The organism is Mucilaginibacter sp. A5337, assembly GCF_059690695.1.
Genome location: NZ_JCAWEC010000001.1, coordinates 566,240 through 588,159 on the forward strand (window position 1 = coordinate 566,240; position 21,920 = coordinate 588,159).

Genomic DNA, 21,920 nt, shown 5'->3' on the forward strand with positions numbered 1-21,920 from the left:
ATGTTTTAGAATTTAAGGTTTACGTTAAAACCGATGTTGCGTACAGTAGGCAGGGTAAGGTCTTCCAGGCCCTGGCCATTGCCTGCGTTAAAGGCTGTTTCCGGATCAATGTTCGGCGCGTTTTTATGAATGATCCACAGGTTACGGCCAACTACCGAGAATGTGGCGCCCTGGAAACCTATTTTATTCACCCATTTAGCAGGTAAAGAATAACCCAGTTTCACTTCGCGAAGCTTGATGTATGAGGCATCGTATACAAATGCTTCGTCGATATTGGTGAAGCCTTTATAGTATGATTGTGCGGGGATGATGGTGGTGTTTGGCGAACCATCGGCCTTAACGCCTTTAAATATCATACCATCATTATAAACTGTTACTCCTGCAGGAGCCGCGCCGGTAACTTGTACCGCTGCTGCCGAAGTGTTGTTGCCCGGATAGTAATAGCTTAAACCACCGTTAGCTGCACCACGGCCCGGTAAAGTTGAGGCCAATACGCCGGTATAAGTACCGGTACGGTTGGTGTTTGAATAAATTGACCCGCCGAAACGCGCATCAACCAAAAAGCTCAGGTTAATGCCTTTGTAGGTAAAGCTATTGTTGATGCTTCCCAGCCAATTTGGAGTGAATTTACCCAAATAACGTTTGGTAGTGTTGAATACCGGTGTGCCGTTAGCATCAATAATGATCTGACCTGAAGCATCGCGTGTATAAGCAGTACCGTAAAGCGCACCATAAGGCTGGCCGACAGCTGCTAAGACCTGTACTGTACGATCTGTTCCGAGAACTACGTTTTGCAGACGGCCGTCAGCATCAAGCGATGCCACCTTACCCCGGTTTAACGAATAGTTGGTAGTTATATCCCAGGTAAAGCTATTCGATTTAATTGGTGTGATACCCAACTGAACTTCAACACCCTTATTGTTGATGCGGCCCCCGTTTATCACCTTATAGCCGTAACCCGTTGATGAACTTACCTGTACCGTAAGAATCTGATTAACACTATTAGTGTTATAACCGCTTACGTCTAAGTGTACCCTATCATGGAAAAAGCCCAATTCAAAACCGGCCTCCGCTGACCTCGTGGTTTCAGGTTTAAGACGATAATTCAGATAAGTAGACCCCGAACTTTGCTGCGGATTTGAGCCAAAAAGGTTTGAAGATGTGAAAACATTAATCAACTGGTAAGGATCAGCAGGTTTGCCCACTTTAGACCAACCACCTCTTATCTTCGCATAAGTAAGTACATCGCTTTTAATGTCCAATGCTTCTGACAGCACTAAACTTCCGTTAATTGAAGGGTAAAAATATGACAGCGCATCTGCCGGCAAAGTTGATGACCAATCATTACGGGTTGTGAAGTTAACGAACGCGTAATTCCGGAAACCAAGCTGGGCCGAGCCAAAATAACTGTAGGTTTTTGATTTATAATACTCATTGGTTGAAACCAACGGATCGCGGGAATTGCTCAAGGTATATAAACCTGCAACTGCAAGTTTAGGTGCCAGCTGATCATTACGCTCATTTGTTCTAACCGCTATGTTGCCGCCACCAAATACATCAAGCGAAAAATCGTTATTCAGCTTTTTGGTGTATTGTAACCTGGCTTCGGTGTTGTTTTCGTTTACACTGTAAGCATCCTCTTCGTATGAGCCAAACGGCGTCCCGTTGGTGCCGTAAGCCACTTTAATCTTACGACGATCATTATAATAATCTGTACCGGTACGGAAGTTGGCCGATAAGCCGTCGATGATCTTATAATTCAATTCGATGCTACCTATCAGGTGGTTTTTATGCTGACCAACCGTGTTTTCATAAGCCAGCCAGTATGGGTTGCTATAGTAACTGTTGTTCCAGTTAAAGGTATTACCGTTAGCATCTTTATAATTTTTAAGCCTGTTGATATCAACCTGGCGGCCAAACCATGTAAATTGCAGCATGGTACTGGTTGCGCGTTTGCCATATGCACCGGGCAGGTTATCAGCATCATCTTTACTATAATCAACAATGGTATTTACTGTCAATTTGTTATTGATACGATAGCTTGAGTTTAAAGCAAAAGAGTTACGCCCTTGTGAAGTATTAGGTACAATACCGGTTTGGTGCAGGTTATTATATGACAACCTGAAATCGCTTTTATCGCTGCTGCTTGCTATCGCGATGCCGTTATTAAGCGTTACGCCGGTTTTAAAAAAGTCTCTTACGTTATTGGGATGCGCCACGAAAGGCACAGCCTGGCCATTTGAATAAAACTGCGGGATCAGCGAACCATCCAAAGCAGGGCCCCAGCTTTCGTCAACACCATCGTTAACGCCGCCACCTTTACCATCTACATAGCTGAATTTACCATTTGAGCCCTGACCGTATTGGTTTTGATAATCGGGCAACACCTGCACATTTGAAAAACTGGTATTAGAGTTTATGGTAACACCTAATCCTTTTGCGCCTTTGCCGGTTTTAGTACGAATGAGGATAACGCCCGCCGCCGCACGTGAACCATAAAGCGCTGCCGCGTTGGGTCCTTTCAATACGCTTACCGATTCAATGTCTTCAGAATTCAGATCTGAAATGGCATTGGAGAAATCCCTTGAACCATTGGTGCCCAAAAACTGGCTGTTATCAACAATAACCCCATCAACTACAAATAAAGGTTGGTTTTCCCGTGAGATAGACGTTTCTCCACGGATGATGATACGGGATGAGCCCATATCGCCCTGGCTGTTGGTTACCTGCACACCGGCAATTTTACCAGTCAGCGCATTTACAAAGTTGGTTTCTTTAGCTTCAGAAATATCTTTCGATTTTAAACCCTGCACCGCGTAGCCCAGCGATTTTTTATCCTTTGAGATATTGAGGGCCGTTATCACTACCTCATTCAGCGAATTTGGTGCTTCAACCAAAACCACATTTAAGGTAGATGTATTTTGCGTAACAGGGATTTCCTGGGTTGTAAAGCCGATGTAACTAACCCTGAGCACATCGTTAACATTGGCATTGATGATAAACTTACCATCAACATTAGTTTGTGCACCCGTAGTTTTACCCTTAACAGATACGCTGACACCTGGCAACGGCAACCCATCTGACTTGGCGGTTACCACTCCGCTTATTTTAACGGATTGCCCCGCAACCGTTTGGACGAGAATAAAAGGCAATATAATTGCCAGTAATAGTTTGTAAATTTTTAACATGATAATTAATAATTGAGATTAATTTTTGACGCCTTACGGTACAAAAAGCATGGCTATCGCCTTAGCAGGCATAATTTGCCCGCGTTATGAATCTTTTGTAACCGTAAAGAATTGATTAGGGGATGGTAATTATTAAGCTAAGGCAAACTGCAGCAAGCCTGCACTTAAACACACCATGCATGCTGTAAAGAATTAACAGCAACAACGCATGCCTTGCATACTTGAGATGAAGAATTTGCAGGTTGACCGGCTTACCGAAAAGAAATGTTTCTTGTGTAAGGAAGTAGTTTTTGTTTTCATAAAAACGGGTATTAAATAAGTACAGATAGATTTTTCTTGATTGATAGCAGAAACAGGTTGCTATCAGTATTCTCAGTTGACAGATGCTGTTTTTTCGTTCACCAATGCGTCGACGGCTTTTAGCATTGATGCAAACTCCTGTTTATCATATAAACGGGTAAGGTAAACGATCTTTCCATCGCGGTCGATAACCACATTGCGGGTAACGCCGCTTTTTTTGTTGGCAAACCGCCCGAATATGTCAGCCCCCGGATCAAGCGCCAGCGGATAGCTGATATTCATAACCTGATGAAAACCTTTCACTTTTTCAAGCGGCTCGTCACGGTCAACGCCTATTAATACGAGGCCTTTATCTTTATAAGCCTGCCAGATCTCTTTTTCAAGATGAGGCATTTCTTCGCGGCAAACACTGCACCAGCTTGCAGTAAACTGTAGGATAACTACTTTGCCACGTAGCTGCTTCAATGAGGTTTTAGTACCATCGGTAAGCACAAGCTCAAAATCGGCCGGAGCGATATCGCCTGTTTTCACGATGTAACCGCGATCAGTATTCGGGTCGGCAGCTGCGTTTGTTTGCGCAGCAGCAAAAAGTGTTGTTATTGAAAGCAGGCAGGTAATAAGTAAATGTTTAATCTTCATTGCTACACACATTAAATTGTGATATCAACTCAATAATATTTTTTAGCAGGAAAAGTGAAAGGAGAAAAAGAATTGTGCTTATAGCCTGAACTATGCAAGGCAATAGCTTATTACATTATCTTTTCCGCCCCTATTTGGGCAGACAGGAATTAGCACCTTTATAACAGTGGGCTTACAGGTTGCTAAGACATCACAGGGCCTTTCCCTCAGTCTTTCTTGATAATAAAATATTCAAAGAACCGATTTGATGATGCAAATATATATAAATTCTACTAAAACCATAGACTTTATATAATTATTGCAATAAAATGAATTAAGCCTTCAAATTGTGCAGGCTTACCAACAGAAGTTTGTTCACTGATCAAACCAGCTGAAACCTTTTTAAACTACTTCCGTAAAAATAAAAAGTCCCTAACGCTCGCCGCCGGGACTTTTAACCTAAACTTATTTGTAGATCATTACATCTACATTGCAATAACTTAAAACAGGGTAGTATAGTTTTCCATTGTTTACAACTTACAGTTAAAAAAACACCCCGCATTTATTTAAACAGGCTCGCAAAGCTATTTTCGGTGGTTATTTTTTCAATTAAATTTTCCAGCGATTGGTAGATGTTCATGTTTAAAAATGGACCGGCACTGATCCTTTTAACACCTGCACTTTGTAAGGCTTTAAAATCCGGAAGCCCGGGCATACACATTACACTAACCGGGAGGCGTGATAAGGCTGTTATTTTTTCAATATCAGTTATTTGAGTAATACAGGGGAAAAACAAACCATGCACACCTGTATCCTGGTAAAGTTTAGTCCGGCTTAAAGCATCTTCCAGTGCATTAGGTAAACCGAGCAGGAAGGAATCGGCCCTCACATTTATAAATACCTGTACATCTGCCTTAGCCAGCAGCCCGGTGATCTGTTTAAGTTTAATCGCTAACTCATTTGCGTCAACAATACTTCGCTGGCCATCCCTTACTATCGAATCCTCTATATTGATACCGACAACGCCGATATTATATAATTTTATGATGTTATTGCAGATTGCCTCCGGTGTGTCACCATAACCTCCCTCCAGATCGACAGTTAACATCGCTGATGATGTTGCTATTATCCGTTTAATAATAAAAAGATAATCCTCAAAACTCATCTCCTCGCCATCTGCAAAGCCTAAAGAGCTGGCAACAGCCGCGCTTGAGGTACCAATTGCCTCAAAATTCAACTTATCATAAATCTGCGCGCTTTGCGCGTTCCATACATTGCCAATCTGCAAAGGTTCGGTTTTATGATGCAGGGCTAAAAATTCATTAAATCTATTTTTCATGATCTTGTTTTATTTTATGCTCAAAATTAGCCCGGGCGATATTCTAAAAATTGTATAAAACGGAACAGATTAAGGCGAAACAAGGAAGATTGTATCATAAATCAAATTGATGCCATACTGTTGCGTTACCTTTAAATTGAAATTTAGCCGATAATATTTATACAAAAGGGGGGTTAACACATTTTCGGCCTAAAAAACACTTAAATATCTGATTATAAATATTTTAAGTTAAAATTAACACTAAATTATGTTAACCCTGTTAACCCCCATTTTATTAATAAAGTTAATTAAACAGAAATTATATATCGCTTAAGTATCTAAAAACAAAAAGAAGCTGATCATTATGATACAGCCTCTTTTTGTTTAAGATGGAGAAAATCATGCTACAAGATTAGCTTCGGCTCCGAAAGCATGATCGATGATAATTTTCCAGCTACCATCAGGTTGCTGTTTCATCAACTCGATACCCTTTGCGGCCACTTGCGTTTTGCCATTGTCTGTAACGCTCCACTCCGACCGGCCCACGGCTACATCGCCCGATTGCAGGCAGTATACGGTTTTAATTTCCATTACCCCCGGAACCGCGCAGATGCTTTTAACGGCTTCTTCAAACTGGGCCCTTCCGGATACTTCTTTTCCGGGTTCTGGGAAAATAATGCCGTTGGCATCATACACATTCATAACTACATTTACATCTTTGGTGTTAAAAGCTGCCGCAAGTACTGCGTGCACTTCCTGTGGTGTTTTTGCTGATTTCATTTTATTGTTTTTTTATTATCAGCAAAGCTATGCGGCTTGAACAGGCAAAAATTGTATAAAACGGAAGTGCATTAACTACCGGCCAATACCTGGTTTATAGGCGATGCCTGAGCAGCAAATGAGTTAGGGGTAAAACCTGTAAAAAGTTTAAATTCCTTTATAAAATGCGCCTGGTCAAAATACCCTGCGCTGTAGGCTACGTTGGTGAGTTTTTCTTCGTTAGCGCTAACCAGGCCAAGGCTATGCTGAAAGCGGTTTATTTTATAAAACAACTTTGGCGGCAAACCGGTATACTGCGAAAAAAGGGTATTTAAATGCCGGGCGGAGATATTATGACGGCTTGAAATCGACAGGATATTATCGTCGCTGTAGTTCTTTTTAAGATTGCTTACAATATCTCCGATGAATTTGATCTTGGAATGTTTTTTTTCAGATGCCGATAAACGGCTCCACAAATAATCTTCAATCAGGGCGACTTTCGCATTCAGATCGGCGGTTTCCAGCAGCTTTAAATAAAGTGTTTTTAATTTAGGGCCGAATACCTGTGTGGCATCAACAATTTCGTTATTAAATTCTGAAACGTTTTCATCAAAAAAATAAGCTGCCGAGTGCGGGTAGAAACGAAAACCCAGCATAATATTTCGCCCTACCGATTGTATGGCTAATGGTTTGGTGATCTGTCCCCAAAGCTCCACAGGAGGAGTGGTGAAAAATGTGTCACCTTTCTTTGATTTCCAGTTTCCGGCACCAAGGTTAAAGATCACTTCCATGGTACCGCTCGGAAACACGATATCATCATAGCTCCTGTCCGAATCGGATTCGTACATGTAGAAGCACTTGATATAAGGCTGCAGCCTCGGTTCCGGAAGCATCTCTTTGAAAACCATTATTACAAATATAGGATACTATCGTGGCTCCTGAATTGTAAAAAACGGAACAAAAAATAAGTTATCGGCTTGTGAACTGCTACGGAACGGTTTTAAAATAGATAATGGTTTATGACTATGGATAAATTCATTGCCGTTGACTTTAGTCGACGGAATAATGATTATAAAACAAACGGCTTCAGCCAAAATACCGCGCGGACATTGGGGCTAAAGCCGTTTGTTAGTTTCTTTAACCGTTGACTAAAGTCAACGGCAATGAATAGAAGTTTAATTTAAAAATAGTCTCTAAGCAGATCGTGCGATAGTTTAAAGCAACTTACCGCTATCCCATAACAGGGTTTATTTTTTTACGTGTACCGGTTTTATACCTTCATGTGTTGGCTCCACCTGTTTAATCAACCCATTACTATCAAATTCCATTTTATCAATACATACTTCACGGTTATATCCTGCAGCATCGCCCATAGTAATTCCTTTGGGATAATTGAAGCGGTGGTAAACAATATACCACTCATCCGTGCCCGGAATCTGGATCACCGAATTATGGCCGGTGCCGTAAATACCTTTAGCTGCATCTTTAGCAATAACCGTGTTTTGTTGAGGAATCTCAATTGGCCCCAAAGGAGATTTAGAAGTACCATAATGCACGCTATAATTAGGGCTACGGGTATCATTTTCCGACCACATGAAGTAGTAGGTGCCATTACGGTAAAACACGTAGGTACCCTCATTATAGTGGGCATACGGGGTTAGGATTTTAGTGGTGCCCGGTTTTAACGAAACCATGTCATCATTTAATTCCGCCACGGCCATATAGCCATTGCCCCAGTACAGATAGTTCTTACCCGTTTGCGGATCGGCAAAAACATCTGCATCGATCTGCTGTCCGCCTTTAACACCTTCAGGTAATTGTGCCACCAAAGGCTTACCCGAATCGGTAAATGGCCCCGCAGGATCATTTGCGGTTGCAACCCCTATTTTTTGAGCAGCAGCGAAATAGTAAAAATACTTATACTCTCCGCCAATCTTTTTTTCGATGATGCAAGGCGCCCAGGCATTCTTTTTTGCCCAGCTCACATCCTGCGGCAAATCAAGGATCTTGCCCTCATCCTTCCAGTTAACCATATCATCAGAAGAAAAAGCCTTAAAATACTTGCCCGACCAGCCGTCAAAACCATCACTGGTTGGATAGATATAAAACTTGCCTGTTTTTTCGGCATACAAGATCTCCGGATCGGCATAATATCCTGCTATAGCCGGGTTATGGGTTTCCTGGGCAGTAACCTCAAAAACCTGCGCTTTTTTATCAGTTATAGTTACCGAATATTTAACCGGGCCTTTTGTAAAATCCTGAGGTTTTACAGGGCTGACAGTAACACCTGGAAACAAGGTAAACTGCGGATCAAATGATTTTAAACGCGTACCCGGTTTTACAGGCAGGTAAACTTTATGGCCTGCTGTATCCAAAACAATATTGATAGTTTTAATCTGCTTGTTAACCGGTGAAAGTACTACGTCTTCCGGTGTTTCCCATTTGGCTGTTAACGCAGCCGCTTCTTTTGAAGTTATTGGCATCACGGTACCATGGCGCGGATGAAAGTTCATGGACACCTCGTCATCAATCAGTTTAAAATTTTCGAGGTCGGTTGTCCTGGTAAACTGGTATTTACCTTGCGTATACATATCGTACATCAAAATATACCCGCTGCCATCGTTTAATTTAAAGGTACCTGCCCCCTCTACCGGGTCTTTGGTTTGCTGTACGTATTTATCCCGTAATACATATCCGGAAGTTAGTTTATCCGATACGGCTATTTTTATCCCCGCACCCGATCCTTCCGTTTTAAAGAACAGGTAATATTTATTGTTCTTATAAACAATATCGCCATCGATACAAGCTCCCCCATCGGGCTTAAAGAAAAGTTGTTTAGGTTCTGTTTCCAGCCCCGTAAAATCCTTATTGGCATAAGCATAATAGATCTTGTCGGCCTCTTCGCCAAAGCGCATCGACCAGTAGATCATATATTTTTTTTCCTGCGGATCGTAAATAGTTTGTGGTGCCCAAACCCTGTTTACACCGGCAAATTTTTCATAAAGTTTGGTAATATCAATTGTTTTCGAGGTCCAGTGTACCAGGTCGGTTGATTTTAACAATACCATCGAATAATCCGGCCCCCAACCATATTTTTCGGTATTCATATCAGTTGCTACCATGTAGAAAGTTTTACCATCGGCAGCGCGCATAATATGAGGGTCACGTACGCCACCGGTAGCACTGATATCCGCCGAGTTTAAAACAGGGCGATTGTTGTTCAGCGCACGGAAATGATACCCATCATTACTCAAAGCAAAACGAATTTCTTCACCACCTTTACTGCCTGTAAAATAAGTAAAGAGGTAGGCACTGAACTGATTGTTTTGTACAGATTTTTTGTTCGTTTGTCTTTGCTTCTTTACCGCCTTATCATTACTTGATTGCGCAATGGATACGGAATAAAAACCGATCAAAATGCCCAGTAAAACTATTCTTCTCATGTATATATTTGTTATTGGTTCAAGTTGTTAATTGAATTTCTGTACTCCTTTGGTGCTCACCTTTTTGATATTGCCATCCGCGTCAAAATTTAAACTGTCCAAACACAGCTGCCTCAACACAAATGATTCCTTTTGAGGAAAAATGCGGTGATATAAAATATAACGTTGTCCCTTTTCAACAAATGTGGTATGGTGACCGGGCCCTATCACGGTACTATCGGCTGAGGTATTTAATATAACCCGGTGCTCATCTTCCTGAAAAGGGCCAAGCGGACTGCTTCCCCTTGCATAACCTACCTGGTAAGTTGCATCAATGGCTTTTCCCTCCGAAAACATGAGATAATAGGTTTGGTTACGTTTCACCATATGTGTACCTTCAAAAAAGTGAGGCGTGGTGATATCTTTGGGCGTTCCGTCAAACGAAACCATATCATCCTTTAGCTTTACAGCCATACAGTGCCCGTTGATCCATTTATAGCCGGATCCCCAATAAAGATATACGCTGCCATCGGTATCAATAAAGCAATCCGGATCAATATTATGCACGTTGGGGTAATCGGTAGATTTAACCATGGGCGTATTGTCGCTTTTTAAGTTTTTCCAGGGACCAAGCGGTGTATTGCTCACGCCTCCCCAAACCTCGCCCCCTACGGCTACATACATGTAAAACTTATTGTCTTTGCCCTTTACTACCGATGGCGCCCAAACCATTTCGTTAAGAGCCGTTGGACTGGTACAGGCTTGTTTGGTAGGCCAGTTGATGTGATGCCTGGTAAACTTGATGAAGTCGGTAGTTTCCAGCACAGCCAGTTCCTTATCGCCCCAGGGATCAATTGTGGCATAAATGAAAAAATGGCCCTTATCTTTTACAATAGTTGGATCAGCAAAATATCCACCGGTTATTGGATTAGGGATCATTTGCTTTTGCGCACGCGAAGCCGTACCAGCCAAAACAAGGATAAAAAGGAGAAACAGGCGCTTGGTCATATTGGTAAAATAAAAACATTTCAATATTAAGTGTTATTTTAACAATTAACTAATTTTTCATGATTTTATCTCAATTATTTTCCTTGTTTTTCTCTCAGAGGCTGTTTAAAAACGATTGTTTTTAGATGTAGAGACGCATCACATGCGTCTCCTGCGTGCAATTTCCGACGGAATTAGAAGATTTGAATCGCCTGTCCACCGGGAGACGCATGTGATGCGTCTCTACAAAAAACTTCTTTTACTGGTCGAAGTTTAGCGATAGCGTAACTTCGTCCTGAAATGTGTTAAGCTTTCAGCTTAACTGCACTTCAACTTACTTTTCTATCGCGCAAGCAGGATGCTTGCCGTGTTTTAGGACGAAGTTACGCTATCGCTAAACTTCGACCAGAGAAAGAGCCTGAGGAGACACAAGAAATATTTTTACGTAGAGACGCATAATTGCGTCTCCCAAAGGACAAGCCGCTTTGCAAGAGATTTAACTGACTTAACCGGCATACGGGAGACGCAATTATGCGTCTCTACATTCAAAATCCTCAAACTTAAACAGCATTCAAGCTTATATCTTCAGAAATATCTTATTGCGATATAAAAAATACAACAAGGCAAGCTGCACAAATACGATGGATATAGCCGCCCACACAGGTTGCCAGCTTTGAGCGAGATGACTGATAATTCCTCCGAAGAAAAAATTGGCGGTATGCTGAAAATCAACCATCCCTTCAGATGCCAGGTAGATCAGGATAGAGTTTACCCCAATAAGCACAAAGGGAAAAGCCCATTTTTTGTACCCGGCAACATCTATCACCAGGTAAAATACCGAAAGGAAAACCAAACTCCATCCGCCTACAAACAAGACAAATGAACTTGTCCATAAACGTTTATTTATTGGGAAAGTAAGGTTCCAAAGCATCCCCAAGCCGATAAATAAAATGCCGGCTGCTAATAAGCAAACGCCCTTTTTCCACATTGGCCATTTTGCGGATTCAAGCTTCAGGAACTGGCCTGTAAAAATCCCAAGCATGGCTGTACCGATAGCCGGAATGGTGGATAATATGCCTTCCGGGTCATGTACTTTATCGTGCAGGCGACCAGGAAGCAATAAACGATCAATATAGGATTCCAGGCTACCGTTCATGGTTAAAACCCCTGCCCCGTAACCGGGCACCGGGATCAGTTCCATGGCTGCCCAATAGCCCAGTAGTAAAACGCCAAACCATAAAAGTTGGCCGCGCGTGTTAAAATTCAGGTAAATAATGCCTGCAAAAAACCAGGCCAAACCGATACGCCCAAGCACACTCGCAAACCGGGTATTTTCCAAACCATTAAACTTAAACAAACCGTTAACAACCACCCCTAAAAACAGCAGGATAATGGTACGCCTGATCATGGAACGATAGATTTCGCCTTTGGCGGCAGATGGTAACAAATATGGATAAGCCACCCCGTACTTAGCTGCTTTACCGCCCATTGAATAAGGCATAGAAACCCCTGCAATAAACAAAAACAAGGGAAAGATCATATCATAAAAAGTAATACCATTCCATTCGGTATGGTGCAGTTGCCCCGACATCCATACCATAATCGGCCAGCCGGTGGCTTTGGCAAGGGCATGCACTACCCCTTCCCCACTCATAATCCAAAACATATCAAATCCACGAAGGGCATCCAACGATAACAACCTCGCAGGCTTCGCTACAATATTTCCAGTTTTAGTTGTTGATGTATCCATTACTTAAGATCGTTACCCATGTTTGTTCTGTATTTTTTATATAACTGTTGTGCAATAGCTGTGCTGCTGCCGACAGGAGCAACAGGATACGTTTTGGATGTATTAACCCATTGCCATTCCCAGTTACTTATTGATTTATCAAATAGCTTAAAATCAGGCTCCTTACCTGTTTCCATTGATCCTTTCAGTAACTCAAAGAATTTTTGCCAGCGTACCTTGTAAAAATCATTGAGCAAACCACTCCATTGCCTGCATGAGTATTCATGCAGCGGACTATCCGCATCTCCCCAAAGTGTTATCAGGTTGCGGGCATTTTTTTCGTAAAGTGCTTTTTCACCGGATGTTGTTCCCCAATTACGGGCATCGGCTATCCAGGGGCCAAGCATAAAATCTTTGCGGGTAGCCAGCAGCTTATCCATATCGGCTATCAGGCTAAGGTATTCGGTAGTATACCTGCCAAAAGCTTTATCATCTTTATCATGGTAAGCTTTTATCCATTTTAACTGGAGCGGCCGGCCATAGTTAGCCAGCACCTGTCGGGTTACATCAACCAGGTCATAATTAAAACCACTACTTTGTTTACATGCAGGTATGGCAGCAATCATTTTGTCCCAGGCAGGCAGCAGGTCTTTCCGGTTATAGTTTAAGCGGGTACGGGTCCATATTGCCGCCGAATCAAGCGTGGGCCTTCCGGTGATGATCGACTCAGCCCCATCACGGATATCCTTACCGTTGAAAACAGTGGTCCTGAGCGTTTGCCAGGCATCCTGCGCGTCCTGGCTTTTCACCCCATAACGGTTAAATAAGTATCCCGGAAGCCATTGATCAAGATCAATAGGTTTCTTTTGCCAGGTATTTTGCGTCATTAACTCATAAAGCACAGGGGTTTGCTCAATAGCCTCCATGGTTAAGCCAATGCCCACCATACGACCCGATTTTGGATCGTTAAGAGCCCCGGCAGGCTGTGCTGCTACCGCCTCTATCCTGCCAAATAAACTGTTATTACCTCCGTAGTTATGCAGCATATTCCAGATCCAGGGCTTACCGTAAAACGCCTCAGTTCGCTTCCATATCGGTTCATAGTCGGTATTGAGGTCAAGTACTATCATGTGGTCATCAGGCACTGCATTCAGTAATGCCTTGATCTGTTCGTTTTGCCAAAATTTACGGTCGCTGAAAAACAGCCAGCCCTGCATTACCCAAACAGCTTTCGGATCTGCCCCTTTCATACCGTCATAAACCCTGGCGCTTAGCTCCGACAAAAATTTCGGATCATTTGAAGGCGGCTCATTCTCATTAAAAGTATCGGCAGAATACAAATGATCGGTACCATAAACTTTAGTTTGTTCCTGTATAAATTTCTTGCCGATCTCTGCAAACAACGGATCTTCCGAATCAAGGATATAAGTATCGGCAAAGCCGTTATTCCAGTTGGTTTGTTTCAGTTTGGCATTCGGGAAATGTGTTTTAAACGACGCCGGCACGTGCCCTGTAAATGCAGGAAGCACCGGTTTTATTCCCAGCTCACGCTCGCGCCGCAATATTTTAACCTGTAAATCCTTATGACCGGTTATCCAGCTTGTGGGCAGTGGCCCATCCCATTTATCTATGTTCCCCATATAAAACCAGCCAAAATAGGCGGGGCCGGTAAAAAAGTCCTGCATATCTTTATTACTAAAGCCCATGCTTTTATAAACTTTATCCCATATGTACTCCTGCCCGGTTATGGCCAGTGGCATATTGATTCCGTGAAGGGCCATCCAGTCAATTTCTTTTTCCCATCGTTTCCAGTCCCACCAGCTCATACTATAGCTATAGGTGCAATAGTTAAGGTAGTACCGGTATTGGTAAGGGGTAGTTTTATGGATCTTTTTGGCCGGTACAGGCAAATGCACAGGAAGGTTCAGATTTGTACCATTCCATGTGATCTGGCAATGCGCATATTCGGTGAGGTAATAATATAAGGCTGATGCCACCGCGACACCGTTATTGCCCCGTAATATGATCTTTCCTTTATTTCCTTCCACTTCAAAAACGTCTCTGGCTTCACTTTCAGCGAGCGGCTGAACAATAAAATTTTGAGCATAACCGGGCACCACCCGTTTAATTAAAGCATAAGAAGATGGTACATGCAACTGTGCCTGAGTACTGATTATTCCGCCGAATATACTGCACAGCAGCATGCAAATGAAAACCTTTGATTTACCTGTCATTTACTTTGAATATTTTATAAGATCACTGAGTTTTTAGAACATCGACCGATGATTTTTGATTTTTTTTATCGCGAACTCACATGATGTACAATATCAGGGCAATAAAAGCAAAAAAAGGCATATTTCATTGCAAATACTTCAAATAATCAAAAAGGAAAAATCGCTTTAAAACTGATGTTTCGCCCAATGTTATAAATTCCAAGGTGCCCGTTTGGTGACGACTGGTAGTATTCAAAATATTTTAAACGGTTGAGGTTGGATTGATAGGCTTTATCAAACAAATTATCTACCTGCAAAAAAAGCTCACAAATGGTTTTGTCCGATTTATTTTTTACAGACGCACCCGCTCCGATATTAAACATGGCATAGCCGGGAGTTGCTGTCTCCGTATTATCCAAAGCATAAAAGCGGTTTTGTGTAGTGTAGGCATCCATTTCAGCCTTAAAGTAAATCTTCGAAAAAGCGCCATAGGCTTTCTGCAGGTTCGCCTTAAACTCTGACCGGATATGTAATGGAGGGATAAATGGCAGATATTTAGCTGCACCGTTAGATTCATCAATGAGTTGTTTGTTTCCGTTGATCCCTGTTACATAAGCCAGACTATTATTAAAAGCGAGCCATTTAACATTTTGCGGATGTACATTCACTGTAAACTCTGCACCATACAAACGGGCACTGCTTTGCTGATACTGATAGGTGCTGTTACCCGGCACAATTACTACGGGGTTGCCATTGGCGTCGGTTAGTTTAGCCTGGTAAATGTAATTGTTGATATGGTTATTGAACAGCTCGGCAATCAGGTCAACATCCTTCAGGTAAGCAATGAAACCCAGGTCCTCCTGCAAGCTAAACTCGGGGTTAAAGCTGCGGTTGCCTAAATATACAATGTGCGCACCGGGGTCAAGCCCGTTGGAGCCAATTTCGGTAATATTGGGGGCACGGTATCCCCGCGCTATGTTAGCCTTGAACAGTAAGCGTTCGCTGATATTGTAGGTTATCCCCAAACTCCCCGAAACACCCTGATAAACATGCCTGAAGGCCGGAAATTGCAAATGCGCACCTGATGTATCCGGTAGTTTCACATGCTGCTCAAACCCGTTTTTAGGGTTCGGCCCAACATAAAAATCATTCCAACGGATGTGCCGGTTATCATACCTCAGGCCGCCCGAGATATCAACTTTTCCAATAGTCTTTTTGGCGAACAGGAAAGTCCCGGCGTCAAACAGGTTATAATCCGGGATTGGAAAATCTGTTGCCGCCTTACTGCGGTTGGTCTGATACATACCATTTACGCCGAGGGTACTTTCTATACCTGCTATGGTTGGCAAATTATATTTCAGATCGTAATTAAGGGTGTTAAGCACCACATACAATCCCGGCTGATCCGCCAATGTAGGGTGGTTATATTCCCTGCGGATGCTTTGCTGCAAGCCGAGCGAAGCATTGATGCTACTGCCTTCGCCCAGTTTAAACTCATTGTGCGAATAGATCCGGTAATGCTGAATGCGCTGATGCAACGGGGTTATACCGTACGATCTTAACTCATCATCACTTACAATTGGCCGGTGCCTGATATTATCAGTGCTACTTTCCGCTATCTGTTTGGTAAACTGCCTTGTAAGCGAATCCCTGCTCCCATCAGGAATTTCCTGCCGGTTGTCATAAACAGTTGCCGCAATTTGCGAGTACCCCCAGTTTCTATCAACCCTGGCCATGCCCGATAGGTTGTATTCGCGGAAACCGGTGTTGTATACATAGCCGTCAATGCTGTTGTGGTAGTCATGTGCAGCTTTCGCCGTTGCCCTGAAGGCATACCGCCAATCGTTTTTTTTGTATGATAAGCCCAGGGAGGTACCTATCATGCCGTTATTGGTATGGTAATCGATAATATAATCTCCCCGTAAAACACTGTTTTCGCCGACCGGCAGGTATGGGATCATGTTGATCACTCCCGCCAGCGCATCCGAGCCATAGGTTAAACTTGCCGGTCCTTTTACCACTTCGGCGCGACCAATGCCGTATTGATCTATCTCAATACCATGTTCATCGCCCCATTGCTGCCCTTCCTGGCGCACGCCATCATATAACGTTAAAACCCGGTTGTAGCCTAATCCCCTGATAAACGGTTTAGAGATATTAGGCCCGGTAGTAACCGCGTTAACACCCGGTACTCCCTTTACAATGGCATCAATAATGTTGTTGTTGACATTCTGATCCATTTCCTTCCGGGTCATCACCGCAATGGGTATTGGATTACTGCGCAGCTCGGTTTTACGCGATACCCCGGTCACCGTTACCTCATTCAATTTGGAGCTGCTTTCTTTAAGATTCCCGTTCAATAAAGTTGCCTCATCGGGTTTCACACTCACATTGTAACGCTCGGTAACATACCCAATATTTGAAAATACTATAATATACGTACCTGCCGGCACATTTTTTAAATGGTAGTATCCCTTATCATTTGTAGTGCCTCCAATTGAGGTACCTGTAAGGACAACGGTAGCAAAAGAGAGCGGTTCACTGCCGGCTGTCAACTTCCCCTTAAGGGAACCTTGTTGTGCCGAAATAGTTATTGAGATCAGTAAAAAGTATAGTAAAGGTAATAATTTCATTTTATTCGTTTTAACGCATTATAAATAATACACAAAGCAAATAAAAAAAATTAGTCTTACCTAATTTTAATATTAAAGTTTATAAAATTCTTATCAATGTCATTCCAAATAACACCGAAACTATAAATTGATAACTATCTGCTAATTAAACAATCTTTTTATGCTGGGCTATAGATGGCTGCTGAGGAGAAAAAGCCAGCATAAAATCTTCTGCCCGCTTAACCATATGTTCTGAGCCGATAAAAATGGCCGAACGCTGGTGAAGTTCATTAACCTCCAAATCGAGGATCCGCTCATAACCTGTAGACGCTAAACCGCCTGCCTGTTCAACAATAAAGGCCATTGGGTTACATTCATAAACCAATCTTAGTTTGCCGTTTGGATACTGCGCAGTAGTTGGATACAGGAATATGCCGCCCTTAATCAGGTTACGATGGATATCGGCGATCATCGATCCGGTATAACGCGAGGTATAAGGCCGGTTAGTAGCCTCGTCCTCAACCTGGCAATATTTGATATATTTTTTTACGCCTAAAGGAAAGTGCGTATAGTAACCTTCATTGATCGAATATAAATTACCCTCCTTAGGCATTTTAATATTGGGGAGCGACAGGCAAAACTCCCCTATTGATGGATCAAGTGTAAAACCGTTAACTCCCTTGCCAGTTGTATAAACCAACATCGTCGATGAACCATAAATTACATAACCCGCTGCAACCTGCTCTGTGCCTTTCTGTAGCACATCTTCCAGGGTAGCTTTTCCTTCGGCAGATTTACGGCGATAGATAGAAAATATGGTACCCACACTTACATTCACATCAATATTTGATGAACCATCCAGCGGGTCAATAGCTACAATATATTTAGCATGCTTAGAGATTTCTGATTCTATAAGGATGGGTTCATCATTCTCTTCAGAAGCCACAACACAGCACTCACCTCCACTGCGTAAGGCCGAAATAAATTGCTCATTAGCGTAAACATCCATCTTTTTCTGCCGCTCGCCATGAGAGTTCACAGAGTCGGTTTCGCCGATAATATCAATAAGCCCTGCTTTGCTGATCTCACGGTTTACAATTTTCGCGGCAATGCCTATATCCCGCAAAAGCCTTGACAGTTCGCCTTTAGCAAAAGGGAAATCCGCTTGTTTCTCTATAATAAATTGTCCTAACGTTTTTACTACTTTCATGCGCGTGTGTATTTGTTGGTTAACAGAAATATTAAAAAAATCCCCGTATCTGGCCGGGTGGTTTATAATTACAATGTAGCGATCTGGTCAATCATGGATCAGGGCGTTAGTAGCTATTCAGGCGGCTAAAACTTTGCCCTATTCTCTCATAATCACCTTTTTTGCTAAGTTACCGGCCTTTTGTTACCGAACTGTCATGCCCCGTCTCCCCGCATTTTGGTGATCATTTACCATCATTGCTATCCATAAAAGCCAATTACAGGCAGATCATATCACAATAACTCACCAACAGATACCTTTTGATAATATCGTACAATAACTTGATAACGGTTGGATGAAAACGGGAGATGGCATTATCCATCTTTGTTTTATATCAAAACCAATTAAAAAGGCCTGTTATTATCATTTATAAGTATATGCCGCAAATTGAACATCCTTATCGCGACATCACTATCCGGTTTCCGGGCCAGGTAATTGTTGGCAAAAACTCGCTTTTGAAATTAACTGACGAGGTTATTAATAGCAGGTATAAATCTGCTTTGATCATTACCATCAGTCCACTGTTAAGTAAGCTCGAACTACTTTTAACTCAGCTTAAAGAAGCCGGCGTTGCAGTTTATGTTGATACCTCTATAATAAAGGAGCCTTCGTTTGGAGACTTTGAAGATCTGCTTGCATCTGTAAAGCATACTGAAGCCGACGTGATCGTAGGCATTGGCGGTGGCAGCGTACTTGATATAGCCAAACTCATAGCTGCGCAGATAGACAACGACCAAACCCTGGCAGATATAACAGGAATTGGCCTGCTTAAAAATCGTACTAAAAAACTGATCTGCGTGCCTACAACAGCAGGTACAGGCAGCGAAGCATCGCCCAATGCCATATTGATAGACGATGCCGATAATCAGAAAAAGGGGATCATAAGCCCATACCTGGTTCCGGATGTAGTGATCATTGATCCGGCATTGATGATTAGTCTCCCGCCGGAAGTTACTGCTGCTACCGGTCTTGACGCGTTAACCCATTGCCTTGAGGCTTATACCAACTTATATGCGCATCCACTTATCGATATGTATGCGCTTGAGGGGATCAGGCTTATCGCCGCAAATTTGGTTAAAGCAGTAAATGATGGTACTGATGAGGACGCCCGCACACAATTGGCCATTGGCAGTTTAATGGGTGGATTTTGTTTAGGTCCGGTTAATACAGCCGGCGTGCATGCGCTCTCCTACCCATTGGGCAGCCTGTATCATATTGCACATGGCTTGTCAAATGCGTTATTACTTCCTTTTGTAATGGAATATAACATTCCGGCGGCTCCGGAACGATATGCCGCCGTTGCCCGTGCATTGGGTTGTAATAGCAGTATCAATGATTTTGAAACGGCGCAGGCCGGAGTTGAAAAGATCAGGCAGCTGATCAATGAATGCAGAATCCCGGCAAGTTTAAAAGAGATAAACATAGATAAAAATACCATACCGCAAATGGCCGCCGATGCCATGAAAATTACGCGCTTGCTTAAAAACAATCCGCGACCAATAAACATAGATGACGCTGTTAACATTTACGAGGCTGCTTATTAAAACATACTAATGAAACAAAAAAAGAAATATAATGGCCTGGTGGTGCCATCAATTACACCACTTACCGACAATTACAAACTTGACCATGAAGCTGTTGAAAAAATATTCGATAATATTTTCAATTACGGCGGTGTACCTTTTATCCTGGGCACCACCGGCGAATCTGCTTCATTACCAAACGATGTTAAGCTTGACTTTGTTAAACTGGCAACATCAGTGAGGCAGCCGGGCAGGTTGCTTTACGCAGGCATTTCATCAAACTGCCTGGCCGATTCTATTGAGCTGGCCAAACGTTGTGCAGATGAAGGTATTGATGTTGCAGTTGCCCATTTGCCTGCCTATTTCACTTTAACCGAATACGAAATTAAAACATACTTTGAAACCCTGGCCAATGAAGTACCTATCCCGCTGATAGTTTACAATATCCCGGCCACTACCAATGTATCTATAAACCTGAACCTTCTCGATGAATTAAGTTATCATGATAATATTGTGGGTACTAAAGATTCTGAACGAAACCATGACCGTTTAAAGGATTCACTCAGGCTATGGGCTGGCAGGGCCGATTTCAGTCATTTTTTGGGCTGGGGAGCACAATCAGCCCACGCGCTGTTTACAGGAAGCGACGGACTGGTGCCAAGCACCGGAAACCTGTTCCCGGATATTTATTATAAAATGATTGTCGCGGCCGATAACAACGACGAAGCTGCTGCCCTGCAATTGCAGAGACACTCCAATTTAGCTGGAGATATTTACCAGGGCAAACGCCTGCTGGGCGAATCGTTGGCAGCATTAAAATCCTTAATGCAAAGCGCCGGATTATGTCGTTCGTACATGATGCCCCCGCTGTTGAAAGTTAGCGATACTGAGGCAGCCGATCTGCAAAAGAAACTGCAAAGTATGCTCAATGTTGAAAACCTTAGCCTGCCGATATACCAATGACAGCCGAAAAACCGATCATAGCAATAACAATGGGCGACCCGGCCAGTATTGGCCCTGAAATAGCCGTTAAAGCTCTGCTTACTGAAAGATTGTATGATATCTGCCGTCCGGTGATCATTGGCGATACCGGCGTATTTTTTGATATTGTAAAAAGACTGGGCTTAGATGCACGCATCAACTCGATAAAAGATATCCGCAAGGCAAACTTTGAGTTTAGCAAACCAGATGTTTACGATCTGCAAAATGTAGATATGGAACAACTCAGGTTTGGCGAGATCTCGGCAATGGCGGGCAATGCTTCTTTTGAAGCCGTTAAAAAAGCTATTGAACTGGCAATTGACGGCGAGGTTGATGCTACCGTAACCGGCCCTATCAACAAAAAATCAATTAATGAAGCCGGGCACCACTTTGCCGGGCACACCGAAATCTACGCACATTATACCGGAACAAAAAAATACGCCATGCTGCTGGTTGAGCATAACATGAAGGTGATCCACGTATCCACCCATGTTTCCTTAAGGCGGGCATGTGATCTGGTTAAAAAAGACCGCATCATTGAAGTAATTGAATTGCTGCAGGACGGCCTCATCTCTCTGGGCGAGAAAAACCTAAAGATTGGCGTAGCCGGGCTTAACCCACATGCCGGTGACTCAGGTTTGTTTGGTACCGAAGATGATTTGGAGATTCTGCCTGCTGTACAGGAAGCTTTAAAGTTAGGCTATGATGTTGAGGGCCCTGTGCCTGCCGACACCTTGTTTTCTAAGGCATCAACCGGGTATTATGGCGGCGTAGTTGCTATGTACCACGACCAGGGGCACATCCCCTTTAAGCTTAGCGGCTTTAAATGGAATGCCGAAAAACAGCAAATGGACAGTGTAAAAGGTGTTAACATCACTATGGGGCTGCCTATCATCCGTACATCGGTTGATCATGGAACAGCTTTTGAAATTGCAGGTAAAGGCGTTGCCAGCAGCGATGCAATGATACTGGCTATTGAGTCGGCGGTGCAGTTGAGCAAAAACAGGATAAAAGCATAAGC

The 21,920-nt window shown here is 42.9% G+C and carries 14 protein-coding genes and 1 riboswitch; of the genes, 3 read left to right on the forward strand and 11 right to left on the reverse strand.

Features of this window, described 5'->3' with window-relative positions:
• Positions 1 to 5: 5 nt before the first annotated feature.
• The 11 genes from AC59JO_RS02455 to fbp all read right to left on the reverse strand — a co-directional run bounded on the left by AC59JO_RS02455 (position 6) and on the right by fbp (position 18,356).
• Complete coding sequence (locus tag AC59JO_RS02455; protein ID WP_497303152.1) at positions 6 to 3,188, reverse strand: SusC/RagA family TonB-linked outer membrane protein; 3,183 nt, start codon at positions 3,186 to 3,188, stop codon at positions 6 to 8.
• A gap of 372 nt (positions 3,189 to 3,560) precedes the next feature.
• Positions 3,561 to 4,127 (reverse strand): TlpA disulfide reductase family protein, encoded by a 567-nt coding sequence (locus AC59JO_RS02460; RefSeq protein ID WP_413669043.1) that lies wholly within the window; start codon positions 4,125 to 4,127, stop codon positions 3,561 to 3,563.
• A 112-nt stretch (positions 4,128 to 4,239) separates the two neighbouring features.
• Positions 4,240 to 4,353: riboswitch (SAM riboswitch) on the reverse strand.
• A 315-nt stretch (positions 4,354 to 4,668) separates the two neighbouring features.
• Positions 4,669 to 5,445 (reverse strand): isocitrate lyase/PEP mutase family protein, encoded by a 777-nt coding sequence (locus tag AC59JO_RS02465; RefSeq protein WP_413669044.1) that lies wholly within the window; start codon positions 5,443 to 5,445, stop codon positions 4,669 to 4,671.
• A gap of 378 nt (positions 5,446 to 5,823) precedes the next feature.
• Complete coding sequence (locus AC59JO_RS02470; protein ID WP_413669045.1) at positions 5,824 to 6,204, reverse strand: YybH family protein; 381 nt, start codon at positions 6,202 to 6,204, stop codon at positions 5,824 to 5,826.
• Between the two features lie 71 nt (positions 6,205 to 6,275).
• Complete coding sequence (locus AC59JO_RS02475) at positions 6,276 to 7,091, reverse strand: DUF6597 domain-containing transcriptional factor (RefSeq protein WP_497303155.1); 816 nt, start codon at positions 7,089 to 7,091, stop codon at positions 6,276 to 6,278.
• A 339-nt stretch (positions 7,092 to 7,430) separates the two neighbouring features.
• Complete coding sequence (locus AC59JO_RS02480) at positions 7,431 to 9,626, reverse strand: glycoside hydrolase family 43 protein (RefSeq protein ID WP_497303157.1); 2,196 nt, start codon at positions 9,624 to 9,626, stop codon at positions 7,431 to 7,433.
• A 27-nt stretch (positions 9,627 to 9,653) separates the two neighbouring features.
• The gene (locus AC59JO_RS02485) at positions 9,654 to 10,613 is read right to left on the reverse strand and encodes a family 43 glycosylhydrolase (protein ID WP_413669048.1); all 960 of its coding nucleotides are present in this window, start codon (positions 10,611 to 10,613) and stop codon (positions 9,654 to 9,656) included.
• Positions 10,614 to 11,169: 556 nt separating this feature from the next.
• Positions 11,170 to 12,342: an acyltransferase family protein gene (locus AC59JO_RS02490; protein ID WP_497303160.1), complete on the reverse strand. Its 1,173-nt coding sequence runs from the start codon at positions 12,340 to 12,342 to the stop codon at positions 11,170 to 11,172.
• Positions 12,342 to 14,555, reverse strand: a complete 2,214-nt coding sequence (locus tag AC59JO_RS02495; protein ID WP_497303162.1) for an alpha-N-acetylglucosaminidase — start codon at positions 14,553 to 14,555, stop codon at positions 12,342 to 12,344. The genes AC59JO_RS02490 and AC59JO_RS02495 overlap by 1 nt, the downstream gene beginning before the upstream one ends.
• A 146-nt stretch (positions 14,556 to 14,701) precedes the next feature.
• Entirely contained in the window at positions 14,702 to 17,167 is a 2,466-nt protein-coding gene (locus AC59JO_RS02500; RefSeq protein ID WP_497303164.1) for a TonB-dependent receptor, read from the reverse strand.
• Between the two features lie 145 nt (positions 17,168 to 17,312).
• The gene (fbp, locus tag AC59JO_RS02505; protein ID WP_413669052.1) at positions 17,313 to 18,356 is read right to left on the reverse strand and encodes a class 1 fructose-bisphosphatase; all 1,044 of its coding nucleotides are present in this window, start codon (positions 18,354 to 18,356) and stop codon (positions 17,313 to 17,315) included.
• A gap of 416 nt (positions 18,357 to 18,772) precedes the next feature.
• Here fbp and AC59JO_RS02510 point away from each other — a divergent pair, with 416 nt between their 5' ends.
• The 3 genes from AC59JO_RS02510 to pdxA are packed head-to-tail and all read left to right on the forward strand — an operon-like array spanning position 18,773 to position 21,918.
• On the forward strand, positions 18,773 to 19,939 hold the full coding sequence (locus tag AC59JO_RS02510) for an iron-containing alcohol dehydrogenase (protein ID WP_497303166.1): 1,167 nt from the start codon (positions 18,773 to 18,775) through the stop codon (positions 19,937 to 19,939).
• Positions 19,940 to 19,948: 9 nt separating this feature from the next.
• Positions 19,949 to 20,881 (forward strand): dihydrodipicolinate synthase family protein, encoded by a 933-nt coding sequence (locus AC59JO_RS02515; protein ID WP_497303168.1) that lies wholly within the window; start codon positions 19,949 to 19,951, stop codon positions 20,879 to 20,881.
• Positions 20,878 to 21,918 (forward strand): 4-hydroxythreonine-4-phosphate dehydrogenase PdxA, encoded by a 1,041-nt coding sequence (gene pdxA / locus AC59JO_RS02520; RefSeq protein WP_413669055.1) that lies wholly within the window; start codon positions 20,878 to 20,880, stop codon positions 21,916 to 21,918. The genes AC59JO_RS02515 and pdxA overlap by 4 nt, the downstream gene beginning before the upstream one ends.
• Positions 21,919 to 21,920 lie beyond the last annotated feature (2 nt).

Coding starts and splice junctions, on each gene's coding strand:
- AC59JO_RS02500 (WP_497303164.1), bottom strand. CDS start 17,167: ATGAAATTATTACCTTTACTATACTTTTTACTGATCTCAATAACTATT.
- AC59JO_RS02465 (WP_413669044.1), bottom strand. CDS start 5,445: ATGAAAAATAGATTTAATGAATTTTTAGCCCTGCATCATAAAACCGAA.
- AC59JO_RS02480 (WP_497303157.1), bottom strand. CDS start 9,626: ATGAGAAGAATAGTTTTACTGGGCATTTTGATCGGTTTTTATTCCGTA.
- AC59JO_RS02490 (WP_497303160.1), bottom strand. CDS start 12,342: ATGGATACATCAACAACTAAAACTGGAAATATTGTAGCGAAGCCTGCG.
- AC59JO_RS02470 (WP_413669045.1), bottom strand. CDS start 6,204: ATGAAATCAGCAAAAACACCACAGGAAGTGCACGCAGTACTTGCGGCA.
- AC59JO_RS02460 (WP_413669043.1), bottom strand. CDS start 4,127: ATGAAGATTAAACATTTACTTATTACCTGCCTGCTTTCAATAACAACA.
- pdxA (WP_413669055.1), top strand. CDS start 20,878: ATGACAGCCGAAAAACCGATCATAGCAATAACAATGGGCGACCCGGCC.
- fbp (WP_413669052.1), bottom strand. CDS start 18,356: ATGAAAGTAGTAAAAACGTTAGGACAATTTATTATAGAGAAACAAGCG.
- AC59JO_RS02510 (WP_497303166.1), top strand. CDS start 18,773: ATGCCGCAAATTGAACATCCTTATCGCGACATCACTATCCGGTTTCCG.
- AC59JO_RS02475 (WP_497303155.1), bottom strand. CDS start 7,091: ATGGTTTTCAAAGAGATGCTTCCGGAACCGAGGCTGCAGCCTTATATC.
- AC59JO_RS02515 (WP_497303168.1), top strand. CDS start 19,949: ATGAAACAAAAAAAGAAATATAATGGCCTGGTGGTGCCATCAATTACA.
- AC59JO_RS02485 (WP_413669048.1), bottom strand. CDS start 10,613: ATGACCAAGCGCCTGTTTCTCCTTTTTATCCTTGTTTTGGCTGGTACG.
- AC59JO_RS02495 (WP_497303162.1), bottom strand. CDS start 14,555: ATGACAGGTAAATCAAAGGTTTTCATTTGCATGCTGCTGTGCAGTATA.
- AC59JO_RS02455 (WP_497303152.1), bottom strand. CDS start 3,188: ATGTTAAAAATTTACAAACTATTACTGGCAATTATATTGCCTTTTATT.